Origin of the sequence: Synechococcus sp. SYN20 (assembly GCF_014279555.1) — a bacterium.
GTDB lineage: Bacteria > Cyanobacteriota > Cyanobacteriia > PCC-6307 > Cyanobiaceae > Synechococcus_C.
In genome coordinates this window covers 122993-144996 of the sequence record NZ_CP047959.1, presented here as the reverse complement: position 1 = coordinate 144996, position 22004 = coordinate 122993, and the positions used below count along the sequence as shown (strand labels likewise).

Here is a 22004-nt window from a genome sequence, read left to right as displayed (position 1 = left end):
ATCAGCGCCTACTCACCTGCACCCAATCGATCGCATCCGGAGGCGCAATCAACTGAACCAAAGCCGTTGGAGCCGGCACCGCCCTGGAGTTCAAGGACTGCACCACGGCCACTGGAAGATTCGCAGGCAACAGGGTGCTGGCTGGGGAGGTGCTCACCAAATCACCAGGCCGAACCTTCACGTCTTTGTCGATGAATTTCAGTTCAGGGCGAGACGTTCCCATTCCCACCAGCAGTGCATGTTGTCGGGTACGTGGCACCCAAACGCCAACTCGACTCCCAGGGGCAGTGAGCAAACGCACAAGGCTTGTAGCAGGCGTGGCACTTTGAACCCGGCCAATCAATCCACCTGGACCGATCACCGCATCACCTTGTTGGATGCCATCCAGCACCCCCTTTCCAAGCACGATTTGCTGCCACCAGCCCTCAGGCGTTCGGGAGATCACAGCTGCGGAAATGGCGTTGTTGGCCTCTTGACGATCCAACGCAAGCATCTCCCGCAAACGGGCGTTATCCACCTCGAGCAGCTGCAAACGCGTGGCAGTGTTCTGCTGCTGCGCTGACTGGATCCACTGTTTCTGAGCTGAACCCGGCCAAAACGGACGTGTCAGGAGGGCATAAGCATCGGCAAAGCCGGCGCCCTTGCTCCAACGCACCATCGCCAGCACTACGAGCACTACGAGCCAAGGCCAGATTCGTTTCAGGCTTCGTGAACGGGGTCCCTGCGGCCACGGCGAAGAGCCCATGGAGATTAGAGGCTCGTGTCTGATCGAACGAATTCGGGTGTATCCAAGACACGCTGAAGGCGCTTGTAATCCTCAAGCACCTGACCGCAACCATTCACCACGCAGAGGAGTGGATCTTCCGCAATGTGGGTAAAGATCCCCGTCTCATGGCTGATCAGGTCACTTATCCCTCTCACCAAGGCCCCACCACCGGCAAGCATGATTCCTCGATCAACGATGTCGGCTGCCAACTCAGGAGGAGTGCGTTCGAGCGTGCGCTTGACCGCCTCAACAATCACGTTGAGTGGCTCAGCAATGGCCTCACGAAGGTCACCGGCTTGAAGCTGAATCGTGCGCGGCAAACCCGATAGGAGATGCAGGCCACGAACATCCATCAAGGTTTGATCAAACTCATTGTCGGGGAATGCGGAACCGATTCGAATTTTAATGTCTTCTGCGGTGCGCTCACCCACCACCAGGTTGTGAACCTTTTTGAGATGGACACCGATCGCATCGCTGATTTCATCACCGGCAACGCGAACGGATTCACTCAGCACGGTGCCTCCGAGGCTGAGCACCGCCACTTCGGTGGTTCCACCGCCGATATCCACAATCATCGTGCCAACGGGCTCCGTGACCGGCAAACCTGCACCAATCGCCGCGGCCACAGGCTCATCGATGAGATGCACTTCCCTTGCGCCGGCCAGGCCGGCCTCACGCACGGCGCGGCGCTCCACACCCGTCACTCCACTTGGGATTCCCACGACCAAGCGTGGGGCGACGATCCCACGCCCCTCATTGCCTTTTTGAATGAAGCTTTTGAGCATTTGCTCAGCCGCATCAAAATCAGCGATCACGCCATCGCGCAGGGGCCGTATCGCACGGATGTTGCCGGGCGTACGGCCGAGCATCAGCTTCGCTTCATCACCAACGGCAAGAGGCACCCCCCTCTCCAGATCAATCGCCACTACTGAGGGTTCTTGCAACACGATCCCCTTTCCTGAGACATAAATCAGGGTGTTGGCAGTGCCGAGGTCGATACCGATGTCACGGGAGAGCTGAAACCGACGAAAAAGCACTGGTTGGGGCACAATTCGACGAATCTTAGATGGAGTGACATACACCGTCTGATACATCCGGTGCTGAGGGTGGAACTTTTTAAAAGCAGCCACGACAACCGTGGCGCATCATTGTTCCACGCAGAACCAATCCTTTATGGGTGTCAACTCCGTAACCCTGGTCGGCCGAGCCGGCCGAGACCCCGAAGTTCGTTACTTCGAATCGGGAAGCATGGTGGCCAACCTGACCATCGCCGTGAATCGCCGCAGCCGCGACGATGAACCGGATTGGTTCAACCTTGAGATCTGGGGAAAACAAGCCCAGGTTGCAGCCGATTACGTCAAAAAGGGCTCACTTCTCGGCATCATCGGCAGCTTCAAATTGGATCGCTGGACCGATCGCAACAGCGGCGAAGAGCGCAGTAAGCCTGTTGTTCGCGTTGATCGCCTCGAACTCCTGGGCTCCAAACGCGACAGCGAAGCTGGATCCGGAGGATTCGGGGGAGGGAGCCCGAGCGACGAAGAAGTTCCCTTCTGAATCAGCCCGCCATGGCGACCGGCTGCTCCCTTTAATCGAGGGGCTCACAACAGCCGGTTGCTGGCTTATGTCAGCTGGTGCTGGTTAGTCAGACGACTGACGGCGACGCCAAATCCTGAGGGCAAGCCAGATCCCACCAGCCAAAACGGCAACAACCAAGCCCACCTTGATCACTTTGGAAACGGGGTCGATCCAGACCTCCACATTGCTGTAGCCCTCACCCAGCACCATGCCAGCGATGGTGAGCAACAGCGTCCAGATCAGGCTGCCAGCCGTGGTCCAAATCAAGAATGGCGCCATCGGCATCAGCTCGATTCCTGCAGGAACCGAAATCAAGGTGCGAATGCCTGGCACCAACCGTCCCCAAAACACGAGGGCTGTGCCGTAGCGGCTGAACCAACGGCGACTTCGCGCGAGCTCCTCAGGACTGATACCGATCCAGCGGCCATGCCTCTCCAGCCATTGCTCAATCCGCTTCTCATTGATCACGCGGCCGATGCCATACCAAGGCAACGCCCCCAACACCGTTCCAATCAAACCAGCAAGAACAACCGGGATGAATTGCAATTGCCCTTGCTGCACATAAAAACCACCCAAAGGCATGATCAGCTCTGAGGGGATAGGCGGGAACAAATTTTCCAGAAACATGGCCGCAAAAATGGCGCCATACCCCAACCATTGATTCGCCTCGACGGCCTGTCCAATCAGCTCTGGGAGCTGGGTAATCAGTTCAGACAGACCCATCAACAACAAAAACAAATTCAAATTATTATTTCATACTTTTCGGCCAAGCCACATCCTCGACAACGATGAGATTTACAGAGCAGAATCAGCCTTTAGAAAAGCAGAAATATTTATGCCACTGAGCCAGAAAAGAATCATTTGAAACGAAAAGCCTGAGCCATTTCCCGAGCTCTCGAGCAGTGGCAACCCACGAGACGAAACAGCACTGTTTTAGCTTTTCTCGCTAGAAAAATAAGGCTTTGCAATCATCTTGCATGTATTTTACTACCCAGAAAAGCGATACACTGCTTAATTCGCAAAGAAGCAATACCTAAAGCCATTAAATCCCGACAAGCACAATTGCAAAAACGAAGGGAACTGAGAATAATTCATCGCTTACGAGGCAATCTTTAAAAGCAACAAGGCCATAAAAAAAGGGCTGCATTTGCAGCCCTCAATCAACCTAAAAAGCGATCAATAACGGTAGTGATCAGGCTTGTAGGGACCTTCTACAGGAACGTTGATGTAATCAGCTTGATCTTTGCTCAACTCGGTGAGTTTGCAACCGATCTTCTCAAGATGGAGGCGAGCCACCATCTCATCGAGGTGCTTAGGCAGCACGTACACCTCTTTGCCATATTCGCTGCCCTTGGTGAACAACTCAATCTGAGCCAACACCTGGTTTGTGAACGAATTACTCATCACGAAACTGGGGTGACCGGTGGCGCAACCCAGATTCACGAGACGACCCTCGGCCAGAAGAATGATCTTGTTGCCACTTGGCAACGTGATGTGATCCACCTGAGGCTTGATGTTGTCCCACTCATAGGACTTGAGCGAAGCCACATCGATCTCGTTATCGAAGTGTCCGATGTTGCAGACGATCGCTTCGTCCTTCATCTTCACCAGGTGCTCATTGCGGATCACCTGGTAGTTACCGGTGGCGGTTACAAAGATGTCCATCTGGTCCACCACATCCTCAAGGCGGACAACCCGGTAACCCTCCATCGCAGCTTGCAAGGCGCAAATGGGATCCACTTCAGCAATACAAACGGTGGCGCCAAGACCACGCAATGACTGGGCTGAACCCTTGCCCACATCGCCGTAGCCAACCACGAGGGCCTGCTTGCCAGCCACCATCACGTCGGTTGCGCGCTTGATGCTGTCCACCAGGGATTCACGACAGCCATAGAGGTTGTCGAACTTGCTCTTGGTGACCGAGTCGTTCACGTTGATCGCAGGGAAGGGAAGCTCTCCGCTCTTCTGCATTTTGTAGAGACGTGCCACTCCAGTGGTGGTCTCCTCAGTGACGCCCTGAATCTCAGCCTTGATGCGGCTGTAGAAGCTGGAATCCGTCGCCAGCTTCTTCTTGATCGAGGCGAACAGGAAGGTCTCCTCTTCGTTGGAAGGGTTGTCGAGCACGGTGATGTCCTGCTCAGCCTTGCTACCCAACATCACCAGACCGGTGGCATCGCCACCGTCGTCCAGGATCATGTTGGGCGCTCCACCATCGCCCCATTCGAGAATGCTATGGGTGTAATCCCAGTACTCCTTAAGGGTTTCACCCTTAACAGCAAAGACGGGAACTCCAGCAGCAGCCATCGAAGCGGCGGCATGGTCTTGGGTGGAGAAAATGTTGCAGGAGGCCCAGCGCACATCGGCACCAAGCTCGATCAGAGTTTCGATCAGAACAGCGGTCTGAATCGTCATGTGCAAAGAGCCGGCGATCCGGGCCCCTTTCAAGGGCTTCTCCTTGCCGTACTTGGCACGCAATGCCATCAGACCGGGCATCTCGGTCTCAGCAATATTGAGTTCCTTGCGTCCAAAATCGGCTAATCCGATATCCGCAATGACGTAGTCCTTTGCGACCTGAAGTTCGGTCGTTGCCGCGGCTGTTGCCACCATATTGAAAAGCTCCCTGAGGAGGATGTGAACGATAAATACTTCGGAGACGCCGAGGCTTCGGGCTCCCTTACCAGCCAATCTACAGATGAGACAAGGATCCTTGACGATCTCGAGGCCACAAAAGAGCTTGGCCGGATGTTGGCAGCGCGCCTCAAAGCGCACGACATCCTGCTGTTGAGAGGACCGCTCGGTGCAGGCAAAACCTCTCTCGTCCAAGGGCTAGCTGGCGCCCTAGGAATCCAAGAACCGATCACCAGCCCAACCTTCGCGCTCGCTCAGCACTACCCGGAAGGAACCCCCCCTCTCATCCATCTCGACCTGTACCGGCTCGAGCAAGCCATCGCAGCTGATGACCTTTTCCTTCAAGAGGAGGAAGAGGCAAACGCCATGGGGGCTTTGCTCGTAGTGGAGTGGCCGGAGCGGCTCAGCCTGTCTCTTCCAGATGCCTGGCTCTTGGATCTCAACTACGCAGCTGCCAGCGGACGAACCGTCTCGCTTCAGCCGCCAAACGTTAGGCCCGCAAACCTGACGACGACCAGCGAGCGATGAGCTGATCCACTCCCAAAACCGTGCAGGCCACAACGAGTGCAGGGATCAAAGGCAGACAGCCCCCCTGAAAAGCCTGCGGAATCACGCCAGTAGCAAAACCCAGCAGAACGGCTTCCCCTGCGATCACCGACAACATGGCGCCAACAACGGACCAGCGCAGGCCATAGACCGCCCCCACCAGCATCGGAAACAGCAGTGCGAGACCCGAAAACGCATGGGTTGCAAGCGACAGAATGGCCTCCGGCGGACGCAGGGCGATGGCAAGACCAGCGACTGCAAGAGCGATCACCACGAGCTGCCCAACACGCACTTGCTCCGCCAAAGAAGCCTGCGGTCGCCAATACCTTTTATAAAAGTCGCGAGTGAGCATCGACGACAGCGCCAACAACTGGGAATCCAGGGTGGACATAAAGGCAGCCAAGGCCCCCACCATCACGATTCCCGTTAACCATTCCGGGCTGTAGCGCCCCAACATCAACGGCATGATCTGATCGGACGCGCGACCCAGCAGATCAGGGAAGGCCAGATGCCCCCACATCCCGATCATCACAGGACAAATGAACAGCACTCCCGCTACGACTGGGTAAAGCACCATCGACTGCTTCAACGAGCGGTCATCCCCTGCAGCAAAAAAACGCATCAGCATCTGCGGAAACATCGGCAGGCACAACGGCCAAAGCAGCAGATAGCTGGCCAGCATTCGCGGCGTAAAAAAATTGCCCAGTCCTGCCGCACTGAACAGCTCAGGACGTTGGACAAAAAGCGTGCGATTGGCCATCTCGACGCCACCGACACCTTTGGCGACCGCCACAAAGGCCATCAGCATCAGAGAAAACATCAGGATCCCCTGAAGCACGTCGGTTCGCGCCACAGCTCGCATGCCGCCGCCCACCACGTACAGCACAATCACAACGGTGAGCAGGACAGCTCCAACCTCAAAAGGAACCGCTCCTCCCGTGAGGCTCTCGAGCAAATAACCGGCACCAAGAGGTTGCAGGGCCAAATAAGGAAGGGTGAACAGCACCATCACCGCAAGCACCAACAGGCGCAGTCCCTCCCCTGGCAAGAGATGGCCGATCAATTCAGACGGAGTGATGAGGCCATGGTCAGCACTGAGCCTGCGGACCCGGCAGCCCAGGCTGCCGAAACTAAGGGCAGCCAACCCTGTTCCAAACGCCATCATTGGGTAATAGGCAATCCCGATGCGATAGCCCGCACCAGCAAAACCAAGAAAAAAGAAGGCGCTGAAGTTGGTCGCGATCAGCGTGAAGAACAGCACGCCGGCACGCAGCCGCCGATCGGCCAGGAAATAGGAGTCGGCGCTGTTGGTTTGGCCCCCGAGACTCTGAGTCCCGAGCCAGAGCAACGCCAGCAGGTAAACAACGAGAGCGAGGAACGCTGAAATCAGAGTGGTGGTCATGGGCCGGCGATCCAAGCAGCGGCAAAGGTGAGTACCGCCTGCAGGCCGATGAACACCAACACCCAAACAGGCAGACCAGCCCAAAACGGCAAGGCCGATTCAGCCTGACCATGCACCAATAAGGCCAAAACAACCGCCGCAAGAACGGCCAACCAGGGCCAGCGGCTGGGCCTGAAAACCATCAAATGCACTCCTTCTGAAGGTTGATTCTGATCAATCACTGTTTCAGCCCAAGCCCCCACACCAAGGCAACAGGAGCGCAGCATCAGAACCCAGCAGGCGTCATGCTTGAAACAGTGCACACCAAACCATGAGCACGGAGCATGACCTGTCTCTCGAAGCGTTAGGTGCCAGAGGTATGCGTCAAATCGCCATCACCTGGGACAACCACGCGGGCGAGTCGCTTGTGAAGGTTGTGCCATTACGCCGTTGGCAGCTCGCCATCGATGTCGGCGTCGGCTTCTCGCCAATCTCAGACGCCTTTCGCTCGGACGGAATCATCGATCCGGCGCATCGTCTAACCAGGCCGGATGGAGATCTGCGCCTCAAAGCTGATCCATCCTCCCTGGCGATGCTGGACCCTGATCAGGGCTGGGCCTGGGCCGCCGGCGAACGATGGAACCGCAACAGCGGTGATGCCTACGAGGCAGATCAGCGCCACTTCTGCCGCCGCATGGGAGAAACGTTGCATCGAGAAGGGCTTTCCCTCACAGCCGGATTTGAACTGGAATGGGTCGTCATCACCCCAGACAACGACGGCTCCCCAAAGGCGGTGATCGCTGGTGGGCCCTATGGCGCGGACCGCTTGATCGAAGGCCTCGATTACGCCTCGGCACTGCTCGAGGCGCTGGATGCAGCCGATGTGGACTGGCTCCAGTTCCATCCCGAATATGGCCCCTCCCAGTTTGAGCTCTCCTTCGCAGCCCAAGCCCCCCTTCAAGCGGCGGACCAGCTGATTCGTGCCCGATTAGTGATTCAGCGTGTGACGCGCCGCTTCGGCTGGTACAGCAGTTTTAGTGCCAAACCCAGGCTCGATTGGGTTGGGAATGGCGGCCACCTGCACTTCAGCGTCCGAGATTCTCAAGGCCCCTTGCTACAAGACGGTTCCGGCCCCTATGGGCTTCGTCCTGAAGGTGAAGCTCTGATCGCAGGGGTGCTCGAACAGTTACCTGGGCTGGTAGCGCTGGCCAGCCCCTCGCCCGTGTCCTATCTACGCCTCGTGCCCAGCAGCTGGTCTGCGCCCTTCCAGGTCTGGGGAATGGAGAACCGTGAGGCCGCCGTTCGGTTCATTCCCACCGCAACAGATCAAAGTGCGGCCCATCTGGAGATCAAGGCCGTGGATCCCACTGCAAATCCCTACCTTCTACTCGGTGCACTACAGGCCCAGGTGATGGATGCCATGAGAAATAAACGCATCCTTCCTCCAGAGCAGATCGGCGATCCTGCACTAGTAACGGACCACTCCATCCCAAGGCTTCCAGCCAGTCTTGTTGAGGCACGAATGGCACTGGAGAGGGACGCTGCCCTTCTTGAAGCCATGGGTCCGCTGTTGCACGGATCGCTCTTAGACAGCATTGCCGCTGAAATCCGCAACGCGGAAACCAAGTCAGCGGAGCAACAAGTGCGTGATAGTTGCTGGTGGCCAATTGTGGGGGGGCTGGTGTAGTTGGATTGTTTATGCCTTGGTCTTCTCTGCGCTGATCTGGTCTGCGACCCAGTGCCTGCCCTGCCTAATCCCGGCCAAACCGTAGAGACATCCCACATAGAACTCTGCTTGGGGGGTGTGCTGCAAACACCGCATACGCCCTAGCCAGGTTGGGAGTGGATGTGTGCTAAGGGGGATGCATTGGAGATGATCCATCTGGTGACTTTCTTCTACAAACCTTTGAGGAAGCTGGAGTTCAAACCACTGGGGGAAGCCGCTGCTCCCAGGACACGACAGCAACATCGGCTGTGCTCAATGTGGAGGGGAATGATCGAGGCTTGATCTCAGTGGTGGGAGCCAACCGGCTTTTCAAAAGCAGCAGCATTCCTGAGGAGATGATCGAATCCGCAGCCATCGTTCATATCGGCGGCTTTCTCTTGCTAGACGCCCTCGAAAGCGATCAAACCCTGGAGCGCCTTCGGAAAGCCCGCGCCAACGGTGCTCTGGTAACGCTGGACGTGATCGAAGTCCAAGACCCTGCTGCCATGGAACGGGTGCGACGAGTCTTGCCCTTCACCGACGTGGTGCTCCCTAATCGTGATGAAGCGGCTCTCCTCACAGCACAAAGCAACCCCTGGGATCAGGCTCAAATGTTTTGCGATGCGGAGGCTCGGACGGTAGTGATTACTGATGGAGCTCATGGGACTTATGCAATGAGCGATGGGCTGCGCATTCGTAGTGATGCCTATCCCACCGCCTTTCGTGGTGGGACGGGTGCCGGGGACGCCTTTGATGCGGGCTTCATTGCTGGCCATCTCAACGGGGAGGACCTAAGAGGCTGCGTGCGCTGGGGCAGCGCCATGGGAGCAAGCTGCGTGCGCAGCACCTCATCAGTAGGGCACGATGGGAATTCGACCCGCTTGCTCTAATTCAGAAATAAAGCCGAAGGCCTGAGGAGTATCAAGGCGATCAGGGAAAAGCACCCCATCCAGATGATCACATTCATGCTGCACCACACGGGCATGGAAGCCATCCGTAGTCCGATCCAGCCAGACCCCTTCCGGCGTCCAGCCGCGGTAGCGCAGCCGGTTCCAGCGTTTCACCTCGCCACGCAGACCCGGAACACTGAGGCAACCTTCCCACCCCAGGGCGCGCTCTTCACCCAGAGGCGTCAGCTCGGGATTGATCAGCACTGTGAACGGCAGCGGTGGAGCATCGGGATAGCGGAGATTGGGGCCTCCCCCACCGAAGATCACCACGCGCAGGGAAACACCAATCTGTGGTGCTCCCAAACCGGCACCGGAATGCGCTGCCATCGTGTCCTGGAGATCCGCGACCAACTCGACTAAGTGCGGGGCTTGGCAATCCATGACCGGCTGGGCCACCTGGCGCAGCAGAGGATCCCCCATCCGTAGCAACGCCCGTACTGTCATTGTTTGAGGAAAGCGAGAACGTCCTGCTCTCGCGGCTGTGGGTCGATCGCTCCAGCACCGCCACAGACCAGGGCTCCGCATGCTGAAGCAAAGCGCAACCGCTCCGTGACAGGGCGATCCCAACAATGCAACAGACCGGCGGTGAAGGCATCCCCTGCCCCTGTGGTGTCGATCACCTGAGCGGGAGGGAACACCGGCATACTCCCGGCTTCCTTGGCGATGAACCAGCGAACGGGCGCGGCTCCATCGGTCACCACGACGTCGGGCTGCTGTGGCAACGCCGCAGCGATAGCAGCAGGATCATCACTGCCGAAAAACCACAACGCCTCCTCCCGGGCCAATTTGATCAGGAAGGCCTGCTCCAACACCGGCTTGATCAGCGCCAATGCATTAGCGGTAGGACCCGCCGCTGGGTCTGCCTCGGGATCCCAGAAGGTGGGACGCCAATTCACATCCACAGCCAAGGCAAGACCAGCAGCCTTGGCCTGAGCCAACACCCACTGCAACGCGTCGGCAGAAGCCATCGATGCCAAGGGAATCGTGCCGACCAATAACCAGCGAGCCTGCTCGGCCAAGCCCGGCCAGACCGCTTCCAAACAGCCACGAGCCAGCAGTTGATCCGCGAAACCCAGGATGTGATCTCCGGCAAATCCCTGAAACACGCGTTCCCCATTGGCATGGCGGCGAACCAACACCACCCGACTCGGACGGCTTGCATCTGATTGCAGGCCCCGCACATCTACACCCCGACGCTCGAAAAGCTCAAGGAATGCAGCACCAATGGCATCTTCACCAAGTCGACCAACGAGGCCAACGGGTGTGCCAAGCCGAGCAAGAGCACAGGCCACGTTGGCGGGTGCACCACCCAAGCGATCATCACAAGAATCGGGCGCAGCAGTAGCAGGATCCCCGCCAAGCGGGCCAAGCCGATCCACCAAGGCCTCACCCAGGCACAACACGCGAGCAGCCAACGCAGACAGATCGGCCATGACAGCAAGTCGGATGCCTTAAGGCTGGCTACGGCAAAGCATGATGCCAACCAACGTCCCTTACTTGGAAAAATGCTCTAACAACGCAGCAATGATTCGAGCATTGGCAGCAGGGAAGGGATAGTCAGCCAAAGACTCCGGACGCACCCAGCACACCTGCTGGCTCGCAAGTGGCTGGGGTTCACCCTGTCGCCACTGGCAGAGATGCACCACAAACCGCAGCTTTTTATGGCTGTAGGCATGGTCAAGGCTGATCAGCTCCTCTCCCACAGACACGTCAATGGCCAATTCCTCCCGCAATTCCCTGGCGATGGTCTGAACGATCGACTCGCCTGGCTCCTGCTTCCCGCCAGGAAATTCCCATAGCCCGCCCAACAACCCTTCATTTAGGCGTTGATCAATCAGCACTTCACCGGCTTCGTTCAGCACAACACCGACACCAATCACTTGAAAGGGAACAGCTCGAGGGGTGTCTTTCACGGGGTAGCGCTCCACATCGCCAGCAGCGTAAGCAGCGCAATGCATCTGCCAAGGACAGCACTCGCAATTGGGTGAACGGGGAGTGCAGACGGTGGCACCGAGGTCCATCAGGGCCTGATTGAGATCACGAGCACGGCCGGGTGCAGCCGCAACAAAAGCCTCACTCCATTGCCAACACAAGGCTTGGTCACGCGCCGGAGGTTTGGGATGAGCTTCAAGCCGCGCCAAGACCCGGCGCACATTGCCATCAAGAATCGCCAGCGGGCTGTTGAAGGCAGACGAGAGGATGCCCCCCGCAGTGGTGCGGCCAATCCCAGGGAGGCCCATCCAGCAGTCAAGATCCTTCGGCCAAGCCGAGAGCCTCGTGCTTGAGGTAGGAGCAATCTGACCAAGCAATGGCTTTGCACCCGCTAGAAGACGACGGGCTCGCGAGTAGTAACCAAGCCCCTGCCACAACAGCAACACATCCTGTTGGCGCGCCTCAGCCAACAGCTCAAGAGTGGGAAAAGCCTCCATCCAGCGCTGCCAGTAAGGCAACGCCACCTGCAACTGGGTCTGTTGCAGCATCACTTCGGCAACCAGAACGCCGTAGGGGTCGAGCAGATCATCAGGATCTGGCCAGAGGCCATCGGCCTTGAACATCCAGGGCTTCTGGACTGGGTCGCGACGGCCCTCGGTTTCCCACCAGGACAGAAGCGCCTGAGTTGAGGGCACGGCAATCTCAAGGGGCATCAGCAGCGGCCTCAGAATCAGACATCACAACAGCTGAAAACGAGCTGACCAGGATTCTCAACGCTGCATAAAGTTGGATATGAGCTATCTACCAACAGACCCTGCTCGGTTCGCAGAGCAAGCCGTCGATGGTTTCGCCGCCTCCCATCCCCGACATGTAAAGCGTGTTGACGGTGGCGTGATCCGCCTCAGCCCCATGGCCCCGGGCCAGGTCGGCATAGTCGTGGGCGGAGGTTCAGGCCACTATCCAGCCTTTGCTGGGCTAGTGGGAGCTGGGATGGCCAGCGCGGCCGTCTGCGGCAACATCTTTGCTTCACCCTCGGCCGGGCAGGTGCAGCGGGTTGGCGCCGCCGTGGAGCAGGGCGGCGGCCTGTTAATGACCTTCGGCAATTACGCCGGCGATGTCCTCCATTTCAGCCTCGGAGCCGAGCGACTGCGACGCCAGGGCATCGACGTACGGATCGTGACGGTGACCGATGACATTGCCAGCGCCGGCAGCGATCAAATGGAACAGCGTCGAGGCATCGCCGGAGGGTTAGCCGTTTACAAGGTGGCTGGTGCGGCCGCCGAGGCCGGGTTGACCCTGGATGCGGTGGAGCATCTGGCCCGAAAAGCCAATGCCCACACCCGCACGCTGGGCGTGGCTTTTAGCGGTTGCACACTTCCGGGAGCGAGTACTCCGCTCTTCACCGTGCCAAGTGGCCGGATGGCAATCGGCATGGGACTGCACGGGGAACCGGGGCTGAGCGAGGGATCGCTCTGTGATGCCGACAGCCTGGCCTCGCTGCTGGTGGAGCGGCTCCTGGAGGAACGCCCATTGGACGTAACGGCAGCGGAACAGCGTGTGGTGGTGCTGCTCAACGGCCTCGGGGGCTTCAAATATGAGGAACTGTTCGTGCTGTTCGCATCGATCAGCGACAGCCTCAAGCAAGCCGGCGTCACGGTGGCCGATTGCGAATGCGGTGAGCTGGTCACCAGCCTCGACATGGCAGGAGTCTCACTCAGCCTGTTTTGGCTGGATGCGGAGCTGGAACCGTTCTGGAGCGCCCCAGCCGACAGCCCCGCTTACCGACGTGGGTTGGATGCCCAGATCGCAACGACCCTTCCGGGCGCCGGCACGAGCACAGTGGGCAGACAGCCTTCCGCAAAAGCTCCACAAGCCGAGTCCAGCGCCGCCGAATCAGCCGAATTAACAGCGCCGCAACGAATGTTGTTGGCACGCTTCAGAGCGGTTGAAGAGGCCCTCTGTCAACGGGAGGAGGAACTCGGTGCACTGGATGCCGTCGCCGGAGATGGTGACCACGGCCTCGGCATGGTGCGCGGGATCCGGGGAGCCTCCGCAGCAGCCCATGCCGCCCTGGCCAAGAACTGCGAAACCGGTGAAGTGTTGATGGAAGCCGGCGAAGCTTGGTCGGACCATGGCGGCGGGACGTCCGGCGCCCTCTGGGGTGGTGCACTGCTGGCGGCCGGTCAGAGCCTGGCGCGGATCTCGGATCGTCCCGTAGACGAGCAGGTGACAACAGCGCTCGAAGCGGCACTGCTGGCAGTCCGCACCCTTGGGCAGGCCTCCTTGGGGGACAAAACCATGCTTGATGCTCTCGAACCATTTCACCAACGTCTGCACAACAACCTCAAACAGGGTCTTGGCCTGGAAGCAGCACTGAACGATGCAGCAGCTGTCTGCCTCAAGGCCGCCCAGGCAACCGCTGATCTTTGGCCCAAGCGAGGACGAGCCCGGCCCCACGGTGAGCGCAGCCTGGGGCATCCAGATGCTGGTGCCATATCGCTGGCCTACTGCCTACAGGCCGCTCTTCAAGCCCGCCAACCCCAAGAGGACTGACACCATGACCACTCACACACACCCATCCAGGCAACGGCCTCTGCAGACACTGCCCGTGCTGTTGGGCCTGTTGGTCCAAGCCGCCATAGCGAGTCCAGCGCTAGCCAAACCAACCCTGGCGCCTCAGCGCTTTGTGGTGATCCCAAAAACTCATCACCCCTGGTTCGACAAGGTCCGCAAGGGAGCTCGTGCCGCCGCCGTGATGATCGAGGCCCAGACCGGAGGCAAAGCCTCGATCGACTACCGACCACCCTCCAAAGCTGATGCCGGAGAGCAGGCCAACATCCTGGAGGCGGCTATCCGCTCACGTCCCACCGGCATCACCATTGACCTGCTGGATGCCACCGCCCTTCGCCCCTTGTTGCAGAAGGCACAGCAGCAAGGCATTGCGGTGAATGTCTTTGACTCCGAGCCGCCGTCTGATCTACCACTCACCAGCATCGGCAACGATTTCTGCCAACAAGCACGCATCGCTTCTGAACGCTTGGTGCAGCTCCTGAATGGTCAGGGCGAAGTCGCGATCATGCAGGGGGTGACCACAGCTCCTAACCATGCGATTCGGGTGCGCTGCCATCAGCAGGTCTTCGCACGCCATCCCGGCATCACAGTCGTGGCAACACCGATCGACCAAGACAGCATCACAATTGCCGAACAACAAGCGCTGGCAACCATGGAACGTCATCCCCAGCTGCGCGGCTGGGTCGTCGCCGATGCCGGCGGCGGCATCGGTGTCGGCCGCGCCATCCAGAACCTGAACCGAACCGGTGATGTGAAGGTGGTGGCCCTTGATGATCTGCCCGAACAGCTAGAGCAGATTCAAAGCGGTCTGGTGGATTCAACAGTCGCAACCAAACCTCATGCTCAGGGCTATTGGGCCGTGGTGAACCTCTGGCAACATCACCTGGATGCACCAACAATCGAACGAATCGACACCGGCATCCGTGTCCACAAAGGGGGCACAAACCCCTGAGATCGTGCCGATCTCATGATCCGTTGTTCGGTAGGGGGGCAGTGTTGTCTGGCTGCTCTCATCAGCTCTGCCACGAGCACACCGTGGGGCACAGCTTCCAGGGAATGTCATGGCGGCCGTTCAGCCCCCACCAGGCCAGCAGCCGCTTATGCAATTCAAAACGGACGGGGGATCAGACCTCATCCTCAACTCGCGGCAGGTCGTGCCTCCTGGCCATGCCGGAGCGCCACGGCCGGATAATCCGTCTTCGGTGCATCAGAGGGCAAACCTGCCAGATCGCAGTACATGGCGGCAGCGTCCTTCCCGGAGGTGAACGAGAGGAATTCCCCCTCCTCCACACCGAAGCGATACCAGTGCCGTTCTCCACCGGGCACATGCAGCAGAGTCCCGGCCTCAACCGCCTGCTTCCGCTCGCCCACGCCGAACACGACAGGCCCGCGCAGCACATAGAAGGTCTCATCCCAGGGATGGGAATGGGGTGCCGGTCCGGTGCCGTCCTTTCCCGAAGTGAGAAACACCTCGAAGGCCTGGGCGTCGTCACCGCTCAGCAGAATACGGATGTCAAAACCGGCGATGCGCTTCGGTGCAGGCCTAGCGCCCGACTCCACTATGCGTGCCATGGCCATATTGCTGAACGTCGCGGAGTCCCAGCATGATCGCGCCAGACAGGCTTAGCAACGGCGTTCGATGGGTCGGTCGTTCACTGGTCACTCTGGCAGGCACTGCCCAAGCACTGCGGAGAGCCGCTGGGCGAGAGGCTGAGCACCCACCCGGGCTCCGAAGGCCCGGCAAGGAAGCAGACAGGCCTAAAGAAGCCGCCTTGGAGATGCTCAGCTGTACTGCCTGACTGCTCGCATCAGGCCAACAACGAGCGACTGAGCTCTAGAGCTTGGACCTTGCGATCGTTTGAAACGCTTTCACTTAACTCACCCATCAAACGATGACATTGCAGCAGCAAACGTGAACTGAGTCCCCTAGAGAAGGTCTACGTACCATTCAGACTTGCTCGCAATCATGGCTTTAACAACCAACTTTCTGATTGCTTGAGCGAGTGCACTCATCCCGCTCCTGAGCCTTCCCGCTTCGGCGCTAGCCGCTGGCGGAGGAGCTGTTCGTTCCGATCCAGGTACCGCCCACGGACAGCATTTTCATCCAAAGGGCAAGGGACCTAGTGCGGCAACCGTCGAACTCTGGCTGAAGAACAAAGGTGCTCTTCCTTTTGATGACACCCGTGATTTCGACGAAGCAAAAAAAGGATTGATTGCAGTACCCCCCTACAAACAAATCCTTAAAGAGGACGGAACGGTTGTGTGGGATATGGAGAGCTACGAATGGCTGCTCAACGGAGAAGACTTCGAAAGCATTCACCCCTCCCTGCAACGGCAAGCCGTACTCAACATGGCCTATGGCCTGTATGAAGTTGTACCGGATCGCATCTATCAAGTGCGGGGCTACGACCTAGCAAATATCTCATTCATTAAGGGGGATCGAGGCTGGATCGTCTTCGACCCGCTTACGGCCAAGGAAACCGCCCGCGCTGCTCTCGACTTCATCAATGATCAGTTAGGCGAACGACCTGTCACTGCTGTCGTGATCTCCCATTCCCATGCCGATCACTTCGGCGGTATCCGCGGTGTTGTCGACGAAGCAGATGTGCGTAGCGGCAAGGTGCCGGTGATTGCTCCGGTGGGATTCATGGATCACGCCGTCAGCGAAAACGTCTACGCCGGCAATGCGATGAACCGCCGTCTCTTTTATCAATATGGCGTTTTGTTGTCTCGTAGCCCCTTCGGACATGTGGATCAATCCATTGGCAAGAACACCGCTGCTGGAACCACTGGTTTAATTCCACCTTCCCGCATCATCAGCAAGCCGATCGAACAGATCACCATTGACGGGATTGAGATGGAGTTTCAGAACACTCCTGGCACCGAAGCCCCAGCGGAAATGAACACCTGGTTCCCACAGTTCAAAACGTTCTGGGCGGCAGAGAACATCACCGGGACCATCCACAACATCTATACCCTGCGAGGAGCTCTGATCCGCGACCCACTGGAGTGGAGCAAAAAAATCAATGAGGCTCTGTTTCGCTATGGCAGTAAGGCCGATGTGATGTTTGCCTCCCATAGCTGGCCACGTTGGGGCAATGCACGCATTCAGGAAGTGATGCGGGCCCAGCGTGATGCTTACGCCCATCTCAACAACAACGTGCTTCATCACGCCAACAAAGGCGTGACGATTAATGAGATCCACAATGTTTACACCCTTCCTGAGAGCCTGAAACAGCAGTGGGCAGCTCACAGCTATCACGGCTCTGAAGAACACAATAGCCGTGCCGTGATCAACCGCTATTTGGGGTATTGGGACGCCAACCCCACAACACTGACGCCGCTTTCGCCGTCTGATTCAGCCCCGCTTTACGTGGAAATGATGGGAGGTGCAGCACCGATTCTCGACAAAGCAAAGGCCCTGCTCAAGGCGGGGCAGTACCTTCTGGCGACTGAAATTCTCGACAAGCTGGTCTACGCCCAGCCCAACAACAACACAGCCAAGGATCTGCTCGCTGATGCCTTCGAACAGATCGGCTACCAAAAAGAAAGTCCAAGCGTGCGCAACAGCTTTCTTGCGGCGGCATTGGAGCTTCGCTCCGGCATCCCCTCGGGTTCCAGTCCCAAAACCTCTGGTCCAGACATGATCAAAGCCATGTCCACCCAGTTATGGCTTGATTTCCTAGGAATTCGCCTGGATCCGGATCAAACCGCGGGAAAGGCCTTCCGCATCAATCTGAACACTCCGGACAACGGGGAGCGGTTCGCCGTTGAGCTCAGCAATGACGCCCTCACAAGCATCCAGGGATACAGCGGGAATGCCCCTGATTTGACGATCACTGTCGAGCGGGACCAACTCGAGCGCCTGATGACCGGCAGCGCCGACTTTGATCAACTTGTTCAGGAAGGCGTCATGCAGCTTGATGGCAGCCGGGCTGTGGCAGATAACTTGCGCTCCATGCTTGTGCAGTTCACACCAGACTTCGAAATTCTTCCTGGCACAACACCTGCCGGCAGCAATCAGGGAGTCAATGCCAACCCGGCACAACCGCTGCGTCAAGTAGAGCCAGCCGATACGGCTGGTGGCTGAAGCCTCAACTCAGCGCATGGAGTGGAGTGGAGTGGATTCAGGTGATCACAGGGACCAGACCAACTCAGTAGCGGAGTGAACATCCCATCCTTCTGCACTGAACACCCAACTGCAATTCCCAACAAATCATCCAACGGGGCAGAGATAAGGAAGCAATCAGGCATGCAGTCTTGATGGATAATCAAATATGGGTCAACTGCGCCGATCAGAACGCAGAAAAACCGGCGGGATCAGGCAAAGCGCGCCACGCTTCTAATTCCAGGGCAAACGCAGCGTGCCGCTGAATCGCATCATCCATAAACAATGCCACGCGGGTGGAGGCGGCATCGCTTGATGCGAAGCCGTGCATCGCATCGCCGGCAGTCATGCAGCGTAGAGCCGCCAAGCGCCAGTCATACCAAGCATCATCCAAGCTGTAGTCATCAACACCATTGGCAACCAATACCGCATGCCACGCCTGAACAAAGTCAACGTAATGGCCGGTTCTTTGGGCAACCGGCGTACTGCCACCCACCAGAAAGGCCACATCAACGGCTGCATGGCCACGGGCAGCCCATGACCAATCAAGGATCACCGACTTAGGGGCTGCTGCGCTGGCATCGAACAAAAGATTGTCGGCCCTCAAATCACCATGAATCAGGGTCCATTTGCGTTGACTCAATACTGCATTGATCGCATCGCTTTGCTCGAGAACAGCACCATAAACACTTCCGAACCAAAACGAACACCATAAGTAGCAAAAAAATCTTCCATAACACTCTGCTTTGGTGATGCAAACCAAAGACCGTGATGGGGGAGCCAGTTGTATTGTTCCAAGGCAGAATCCATCCAGAACTCCGCGTGAATGGCTGCCATATTGCGCACTGCCGAAAGCGTTTGCTCATAGGTCAGACCAACGACTTGATCTCCTGCGAGCAGGTGTGACAGATCCTCCATCAACAACCAGGCCGGAGCCTCACCGCTGCTGGCATACACAGCGGGCTGATAGCCGTTCAAGCGCGGCGTGCAATGTTGATACACGCCAACTTCACGCTCGAAGGCATTGTTCAAACGACTGAGTTCGTTGAACATTGGATCCGCTGTTTCGCTCTTGAGGATGAGCGTTTCGGGACATCCATCAGCTGGCTCGGCTTCGAGGCCAAGGCGCCATGCTGTGGATTGAAGGCCACGTCCGTCACCAAGACGATCGGCACGCAGATTCTTGATCCTGCAGCCCAGAACATCACCAATCCACTCGGCCTCAGGGACCTTCACCACTGAAGGATCAAAGCTACTCTCAGCCATTGTTTGCGCCCATCGATGTGACTCAAAACAACCTTAATCCGATAGCTCTTAGGCACCTAGAGGCGCCTAAGAGCAAGGTGAGAGTGTTGCTGAGTTTTGTTCTAATCGTCCAAAGCAATGGGGCCGTTTAGTAATCACTCCGCTTCTGGACAATGCAAAAGCCAAACCCCATGGGAGAAGCGATTGTTGTAAGCCAGCGGCAACAGGGGTTTGATCACACTCCAGTTGGCCACGCTGGAGCCCGCACCAGAACAGGCACGCGCTTAAAGGCCGGCGTGCCACATGCCGGGTCGGACACACCACGCATCAACGCATTGGCTTCTGGAAAAAACATCAGTCCACAACCTGGCCGGATCGATCCGGGAATTAATTCGATCTGTTCAAGGCGCCCCGCTTCGCCCTGAACCGTGACCCGTTCATGAGCCTCGAGCCCTTGGCGCTGCAAATCCTCAGAATTGATCAACAGCGTCTTCCGATGGGGCATGCCCCGATAACGATCACCTGATTGATAGACAACAGTGTTGTGCTGGCCATGGCTACGGGCTGTGATGAGACTTAAGACAAGGCCGCGTTCGCCATCAGCCAACCCTCCAAAATGATCAGGATCGGGCAAGCTGAGATCGGGTAGGAGCGTTGGGGCGAGTTGGGCGCGACCCGTTGACGTCGCAAAGCAAGGCGTCTGAAACACCCGGCCGCTGACTTCAAATTCGCGCTTCGTTGCATCAATGCCGGCCATCTCCTCATAACCAGGAACAGTGCGAGCAATCAATTCACGCACATAAATTGGATCCTGGAGACGTCTCCAATGGATCGGATTATCACCAAAAATCCGGCCTGCCAACTCCGCCAAAAATTCCACTTCGCTGGTGAGATTCGCTCGCTTTAAGTGAGTAGTCCCGGGCTCATTCAATCGGACCCAGTTATTACCAGATTCCACGGTTGTGCGGTGAGGAGTCTCAAATCGGTTAAAGACGGGGAGGAGCAAGGTCTGGCGAGCACCAAGCCCATGAAAATGACCCTGATTAGGTTTGGTCGCGAGATAGGCAACCGTGTCAATCTGACCAAGGGCGCGACGAGCCTGATAGCTATCAGGATTGGCGCCATACAGATTGCCGCCAAGGCAGAGCAACGTATCCACCTGCCCCTGGTCGGCAGCATCGATCAGATCACGGGCGTGATAACCGGGAGTGCGGCTCAAGGGTCGTTTCAGTAATGCTTCGAGAGCCAGTCGCATTGGTTCTCGCAAGCGAATGGACACCCCCATGGAACCGAATCCCTGAACATTGGAGTGCCCACGAATCGGCATTGTTCCCGTGCCAGGACGGCCCACATTTCCGCTTAAAACAGCCGAGTTAGCAATAGCTTGCACATTGGTGGTGCCATTCAAGTGATGCGTAATGCCCATGGCCCAGGCAAACACCACAGCACGGCAATCCGCCAAACGCGCCGCGGTGTACTCCAGCTCCTCACGACTGAGGCCGCAGCATTGCGTGATCGAGTGCCAGCTGGTGGCTTGAAGCTGTTGGCGCAAGGCCTCCCAGCCAACGCTATGGGCTTTCACAAACTCCCAGGCAATAGCGCCACTCTCCAGCCATGCCTTCTGAAAACCAAGAAAAACGGCCGTATCCGATCCTGGAATCGGTTGCAAGAAGAGAGAAGCGATCTCACTCCCAAGCAACAGGGAGCGGATCGGGAAAGCTGGCGAACCGAACTTGAGCAGCCCCCCCTCAACAACAGGATTGATCACCACCACCGTGCCCCCTCGATCGCGGAGGCGAATCAACTCATTCATCAAGCGAGGGTGATTCGCCGGGGCGTTAGAGCCGACCAAAACGACGCCATCGGCTTGACGGAGGCTCTCCAAACTCACATTGGAGGTACCACTTCCAAACACGCGTGCCAGGCCCACACTTGATGGTGCGTGGCAGAGATCGGAACAATCCGCGAGGTTATTCGAACCTCGCGCCCGCATCAACAACTGGAGCAGATAAGCCGCTTCATTGGAGGATCGTCCAGAGCTATAAGAGGCAACTCGCTCGGGAGGAGAGGCCAGGAAAGCATCGGCCAGACGTTCGTAAACCTCGTCCCACTGAATCGGTTCGTAAAAATCCTGACCCGCCCGATGAATCAAGGGGCGATCCAGGCGCCCAAGTCGGTCACAGGATGCTGAATCAAAGTTCTGCAGTTCACCCAGGCTGAGGCGATCAAAAACATGGCGAGGAACAGCTGGCTGCAGTTCGGACTGGATCGCCTCAACACTTTTGATACAACGCTGGAGCGGCTCCCCTAGCTCATCGCGAAAGCCACCGTTCTGACCTCCAGTCCCCCAAGCACAAGACAAACAAGCACTTTTGTGATTCAAGGTTCGCCAGAGCCTTTTGCCCCTTCTGCTCAATAAAGCCCTCGTCCATCCAGTGATCACGGACCATCCACCACCTCGCTTGGGTTGCGGAGGTCTGAGTTTGTCTGCATCAACATCCCCATTCTTGGCTCGGGCAGCGTCCACAGTCGCCTTCCTCCAATGAAGCGGATGTTGGTAATCAACTCTTAGCCACTCCTCTCAGGGCTGCCCAATG

At 57.7% G+C, this 22004-nt stretch carries 21 protein-coding genes; 8 read left to right on the top strand and 13 right to left on the bottom strand.

Annotated elements, in window-relative coordinates; translation table 11 throughout:
• Position 1: 1 nt before the first annotated feature.
• Both mreC and SynSYN20_RS00695 read right to left on the bottom strand, forming a co-directional pair.
• Positions 2-745 carry a rod shape-determining protein MreC gene (gene mreC, locus SynSYN20_RS00700; RefSeq protein WP_186524325.1) on the bottom strand — a complete coding sequence of 248 codons (744 nt, stop codon included), beginning with the start codon at positions 743-745 and terminating at the stop codon, positions 2-4.
• A 5-nt stretch (positions 746-750) separates the two neighbouring features.
• Positions 751-1803, bottom strand: a complete 1053-nt coding sequence (locus SynSYN20_RS00695; RefSeq protein ID WP_304623042.1) for a rod shape-determining protein — start codon at positions 1801-1803, stop codon at positions 751-753.
• Positions 1804-1939: 136 nt separating this feature from the next.
• Here SynSYN20_RS00695 and SynSYN20_RS00690 point away from each other — a divergent pair, with 136 nt between their 5' ends.
• The gene (locus SynSYN20_RS00690) at positions 1940-2320 is read left to right on the top strand and encodes a single-stranded DNA-binding protein (RefSeq protein ID WP_115070391.1); all 381 of its coding nucleotides are present in this window, start codon (positions 1940-1942) and stop codon (positions 2318-2320) included.
• An 84-nt stretch (positions 2321-2404) separates the two neighbouring features.
• Here SynSYN20_RS00690 and SynSYN20_RS00685 read toward each other — a convergent pair whose 3' ends face one another.
• Entirely contained in the window at positions 2405-3064 is a 660-nt protein-coding gene (locus tag SynSYN20_RS00685; RefSeq protein ID WP_186524324.1) for a DedA family protein, read from the bottom strand.
• A gap of 453 nt (positions 3065-3517) precedes the next feature.
• Positions 3518-4948 carry an adenosylhomocysteinase gene (gene ahcY / locus SynSYN20_RS00680; protein WP_186524323.1) on the bottom strand — a complete coding sequence of 477 codons (1431 nt, stop codon included), beginning with the start codon at positions 4946-4948 and terminating at the stop codon, positions 3518-3520.
• A 24-nt stretch (positions 4949-4972) separates the two neighbouring features.
• On the opposite strand from ahcY, the gene tsaE reads away from it, so the two are divergent.
• Positions 4973-5497 (top strand): tRNA (adenosine(37)-N6)-threonylcarbamoyltransferase complex ATPase subunit type 1 TsaE, encoded by a 525-nt coding sequence (tsaE, locus tag SynSYN20_RS00675; protein ID WP_186524322.1) that lies wholly within the window; start codon positions 4973-4975, stop codon positions 5495-5497.
• Here tsaE and SynSYN20_RS00670 read toward each other — a convergent pair.
• Complete coding sequence (locus SynSYN20_RS00670; protein WP_186524321.1) at positions 5460-6917, bottom strand: sodium:solute symporter family protein; 1458 nt, start codon at positions 6915-6917, stop codon at positions 5460-5462. The genes tsaE and SynSYN20_RS00670 overlap by 38 nt on opposite strands.
• Positions 6914-7183, bottom strand: a complete 270-nt coding sequence (locus tag SynSYN20_RS00665; RefSeq protein WP_186524320.1) for a hypothetical protein — start codon at positions 7181-7183, stop codon at positions 6914-6916. The genes SynSYN20_RS00670 and SynSYN20_RS00665 overlap by 4 nt, the downstream gene beginning before the upstream one ends.
• 44 nt (positions 7184-7227) lie before the next feature.
• Between SynSYN20_RS00665 and SynSYN20_RS00660 the strand changes: the two genes are divergently transcribed.
• Positions 7228-8583, top strand: a complete 1356-nt coding sequence (locus tag SynSYN20_RS00660; protein WP_186524319.1) for a glutamine synthetase family protein — start codon at positions 7228-7230, stop codon at positions 8581-8583.
• Between the two features lie 179 nt (positions 8584-8762).
• Complete coding sequence (locus tag SynSYN20_RS00655) at positions 8763-9491, top strand: carbohydrate kinase family protein (protein ID WP_186525350.1); 729 nt, start codon at positions 8763-8765, stop codon at positions 9489-9491.
• On the opposite strand, the gene SynSYN20_RS00650 is transcribed toward SynSYN20_RS00655, so the two are convergent.
• Genes SynSYN20_RS00650 through mutT form a run of 3 tightly spaced genes read right to left on the bottom strand, consistent with a single transcriptional unit; the run spans position 9453 to position 12196 of the window.
• Positions 9453-9995 carry a peptide deformylase gene (locus SynSYN20_RS00650; RefSeq protein WP_186524318.1) on the bottom strand — a complete coding sequence of 181 codons (543 nt, stop codon included), beginning with the start codon at positions 9993-9995 and terminating at the stop codon, positions 9453-9455. The two genes, SynSYN20_RS00655 and SynSYN20_RS00650, sit on opposite strands and share 39 nt — an antisense overlap.
• On the bottom strand, positions 9992-10984 hold the full coding sequence (locus tag SynSYN20_RS00645) for a carbohydrate kinase (RefSeq protein WP_186524317.1): 993 nt from the start codon (positions 10982-10984) through the stop codon (positions 9992-9994). The genes SynSYN20_RS00650 and SynSYN20_RS00645 overlap by 4 nt, the downstream gene beginning before the upstream one ends.
• Before the next feature lie 60 nt (positions 10985-11044).
• Entirely contained in the window at positions 11045-12196 is a 1152-nt protein-coding gene (gene mutT / locus SynSYN20_RS00640; protein ID WP_186524316.1) for an 8-oxo-dGTP diphosphatase MutT, read from the bottom strand.
• 79 nt (positions 12197-12275) lie between these two features.
• Between mutT and SynSYN20_RS00635 the strand changes: the two genes are divergently transcribed.
• Complete coding sequence (locus SynSYN20_RS00635; RefSeq protein ID WP_186524315.1) at positions 12276-14036, top strand: dihydroxyacetone kinase family protein; 1761 nt, start codon at positions 12276-12278, stop codon at positions 14034-14036.
• A gap of 4 nt (positions 14037-14040) precedes the next feature.
• Positions 14041-15006 (top strand): substrate-binding domain-containing protein, encoded by a 966-nt coding sequence (locus SynSYN20_RS00630; protein WP_186524314.1) that lies wholly within the window; start codon positions 14041-14043, stop codon positions 15004-15006.
• 185 nt (positions 15007-15191) lie between these two features.
• Here SynSYN20_RS00630 and SynSYN20_RS00625 read toward each other — a convergent pair whose 3' ends face one another.
• Positions 15192-15632, bottom strand: coding sequence for a cupin domain-containing protein (locus SynSYN20_RS00625; RefSeq protein ID WP_186524313.1), 441 nt, complete (start codon positions 15630-15632; stop codon positions 15192-15194).
• 26 nt (positions 15633-15658) lie between these two features.
• Between SynSYN20_RS00625 and SynSYN20_RS00620 the strand changes: the two genes are divergently transcribed.
• Both SynSYN20_RS00620 and SynSYN20_RS00615 read left to right on the top strand, forming a co-directional pair.
• Positions 15659-15853, top strand: a complete 195-nt coding sequence (locus SynSYN20_RS00620; RefSeq protein ID WP_186524312.1) for a hypothetical protein — start codon at positions 15659-15661, stop codon at positions 15851-15853.
• 410 nt (positions 15854-16263) lie between these two features.
• Positions 16264-18144 carry an alkyl/aryl-sulfatase gene (locus tag SynSYN20_RS00615; protein WP_255476308.1) on the top strand — a complete coding sequence of 627 codons (1881 nt, stop codon included), beginning with the start codon at positions 16264-16266 and terminating at the stop codon, positions 18142-18144.
• A 205-nt stretch (positions 18145-18349) separates the two neighbouring features.
• Here SynSYN20_RS00615 and SynSYN20_RS00610 read toward each other — a convergent pair whose 3' ends face one another.
• The 3 genes from SynSYN20_RS00610 to SynSYN20_RS00600 all read right to left on the bottom strand — a co-directional run bounded on the left by SynSYN20_RS00610 (position 18350) and on the right by SynSYN20_RS00600 (position 21934).
• Entirely contained in the window at positions 18350-18805 is a 456-nt protein-coding gene (locus tag SynSYN20_RS00610) for a phosphotransferase (protein WP_186524311.1), read from the bottom strand.
• Positions 18802-19428, bottom strand: a complete 627-nt coding sequence (locus SynSYN20_RS00605; protein ID WP_186524310.1) for a hypothetical protein — start codon at positions 19426-19428, stop codon at positions 18802-18804. Before SynSYN20_RS00605 ends, SynSYN20_RS00610 begins: the two co-directional genes overlap by 4 nt.
• Positions 19429-19642: 214 nt before the next feature.
• Positions 19643-21934: an FdhF/YdeP family oxidoreductase gene (locus SynSYN20_RS00600; protein ID WP_186524309.1), complete on the bottom strand. Its 2292-nt coding sequence runs from the start codon at positions 21932-21934 to the stop codon at positions 19643-19645.
• Positions 21935-22004: the final 70 nt, after the last annotated feature.

Coding starts and splice junctions, on each gene's coding strand:
- mreC (WP_186524325.1), bottom strand. CDS start 745: ATGGGCTCTTCGCCGTGGCCGCAGGGACCCCGTTCACGAAGCCTGAAA.
- SynSYN20_RS00690 (WP_115070391.1), top strand. CDS start 1,940: ATGGGTGTCAACTCCGTAACCCTGGTCGGCCGAGCCGGCCGAGACCCC.
- SynSYN20_RS00685 (WP_186524324.1), bottom strand. CDS start 3,064: ATGGGTCTGTCTGAACTGATTACCCAGCTCCCAGAGCTGATTGGACAG.
- ahcY (WP_186524323.1), bottom strand. CDS start 4,948: ATGGTGGCAACAGCCGCGGCAACGACCGAACTTCAGGTCGCAAAGGAC.
- SynSYN20_RS00670 (WP_186524321.1), bottom strand. CDS start 6,917: ATGACCACCACTCTGATTTCAGCGTTCCTCGCTCTCGTTGTTTACCTG.
- SynSYN20_RS00665 (WP_186524320.1), bottom strand. CDS start 7,183: ATGCTGCGCTCCTGTTGCCTTGGTGTGGGGGCTTGGGCTGAAACAGTG.
- SynSYN20_RS00660 (WP_186524319.1), top strand. CDS start 7,228: ATGAGCACGGAGCATGACCTGTCTCTCGAAGCGTTAGGTGCCAGAGGT.
- SynSYN20_RS00650 (WP_186524318.1), bottom strand. CDS start 9,995: ATGACAGTACGGGCGTTGCTACGGATGGGGGATCCTCTGCTGCGCCAG.
- SynSYN20_RS00645 (WP_186524317.1), bottom strand. CDS start 10,984: ATGGCCGATCTGTCTGCGTTGGCTGCTCGCGTGTTGTGCCTGGGTGAG.
- mutT (WP_186524316.1), bottom strand. CDS start 12,196: ATGCCCCTTGAGATTGCCGTGCCCTCAACTCAGGCGCTTCTGTCCTGG.
- SynSYN20_RS00635 (WP_186524315.1), top strand. CDS start 12,276: ATGAGCTATCTACCAACAGACCCTGCTCGGTTCGCAGAGCAAGCCGTC.
- SynSYN20_RS00630 (WP_186524314.1), top strand. CDS start 14,041: ATGACCACTCACACACACCCATCCAGGCAACGGCCTCTGCAGACACTG.
- SynSYN20_RS00625 (WP_186524313.1), bottom strand. CDS start 15,632: ATGGCCATGGCACGCATAGTGGAGTCGGGCGCTAGGCCTGCACCGAAG.
- SynSYN20_RS00620 (WP_186524312.1), top strand. CDS start 15,659: ATGATCGCGCCAGACAGGCTTAGCAACGGCGTTCGATGGGTCGGTCGT.
- SynSYN20_RS00605 (WP_186524310.1), bottom strand. CDS start 19,428: ATGGCTGAGAGTAGCTTTGATCCTTCAGTGGTGAAGGTCCCTGAGGCC.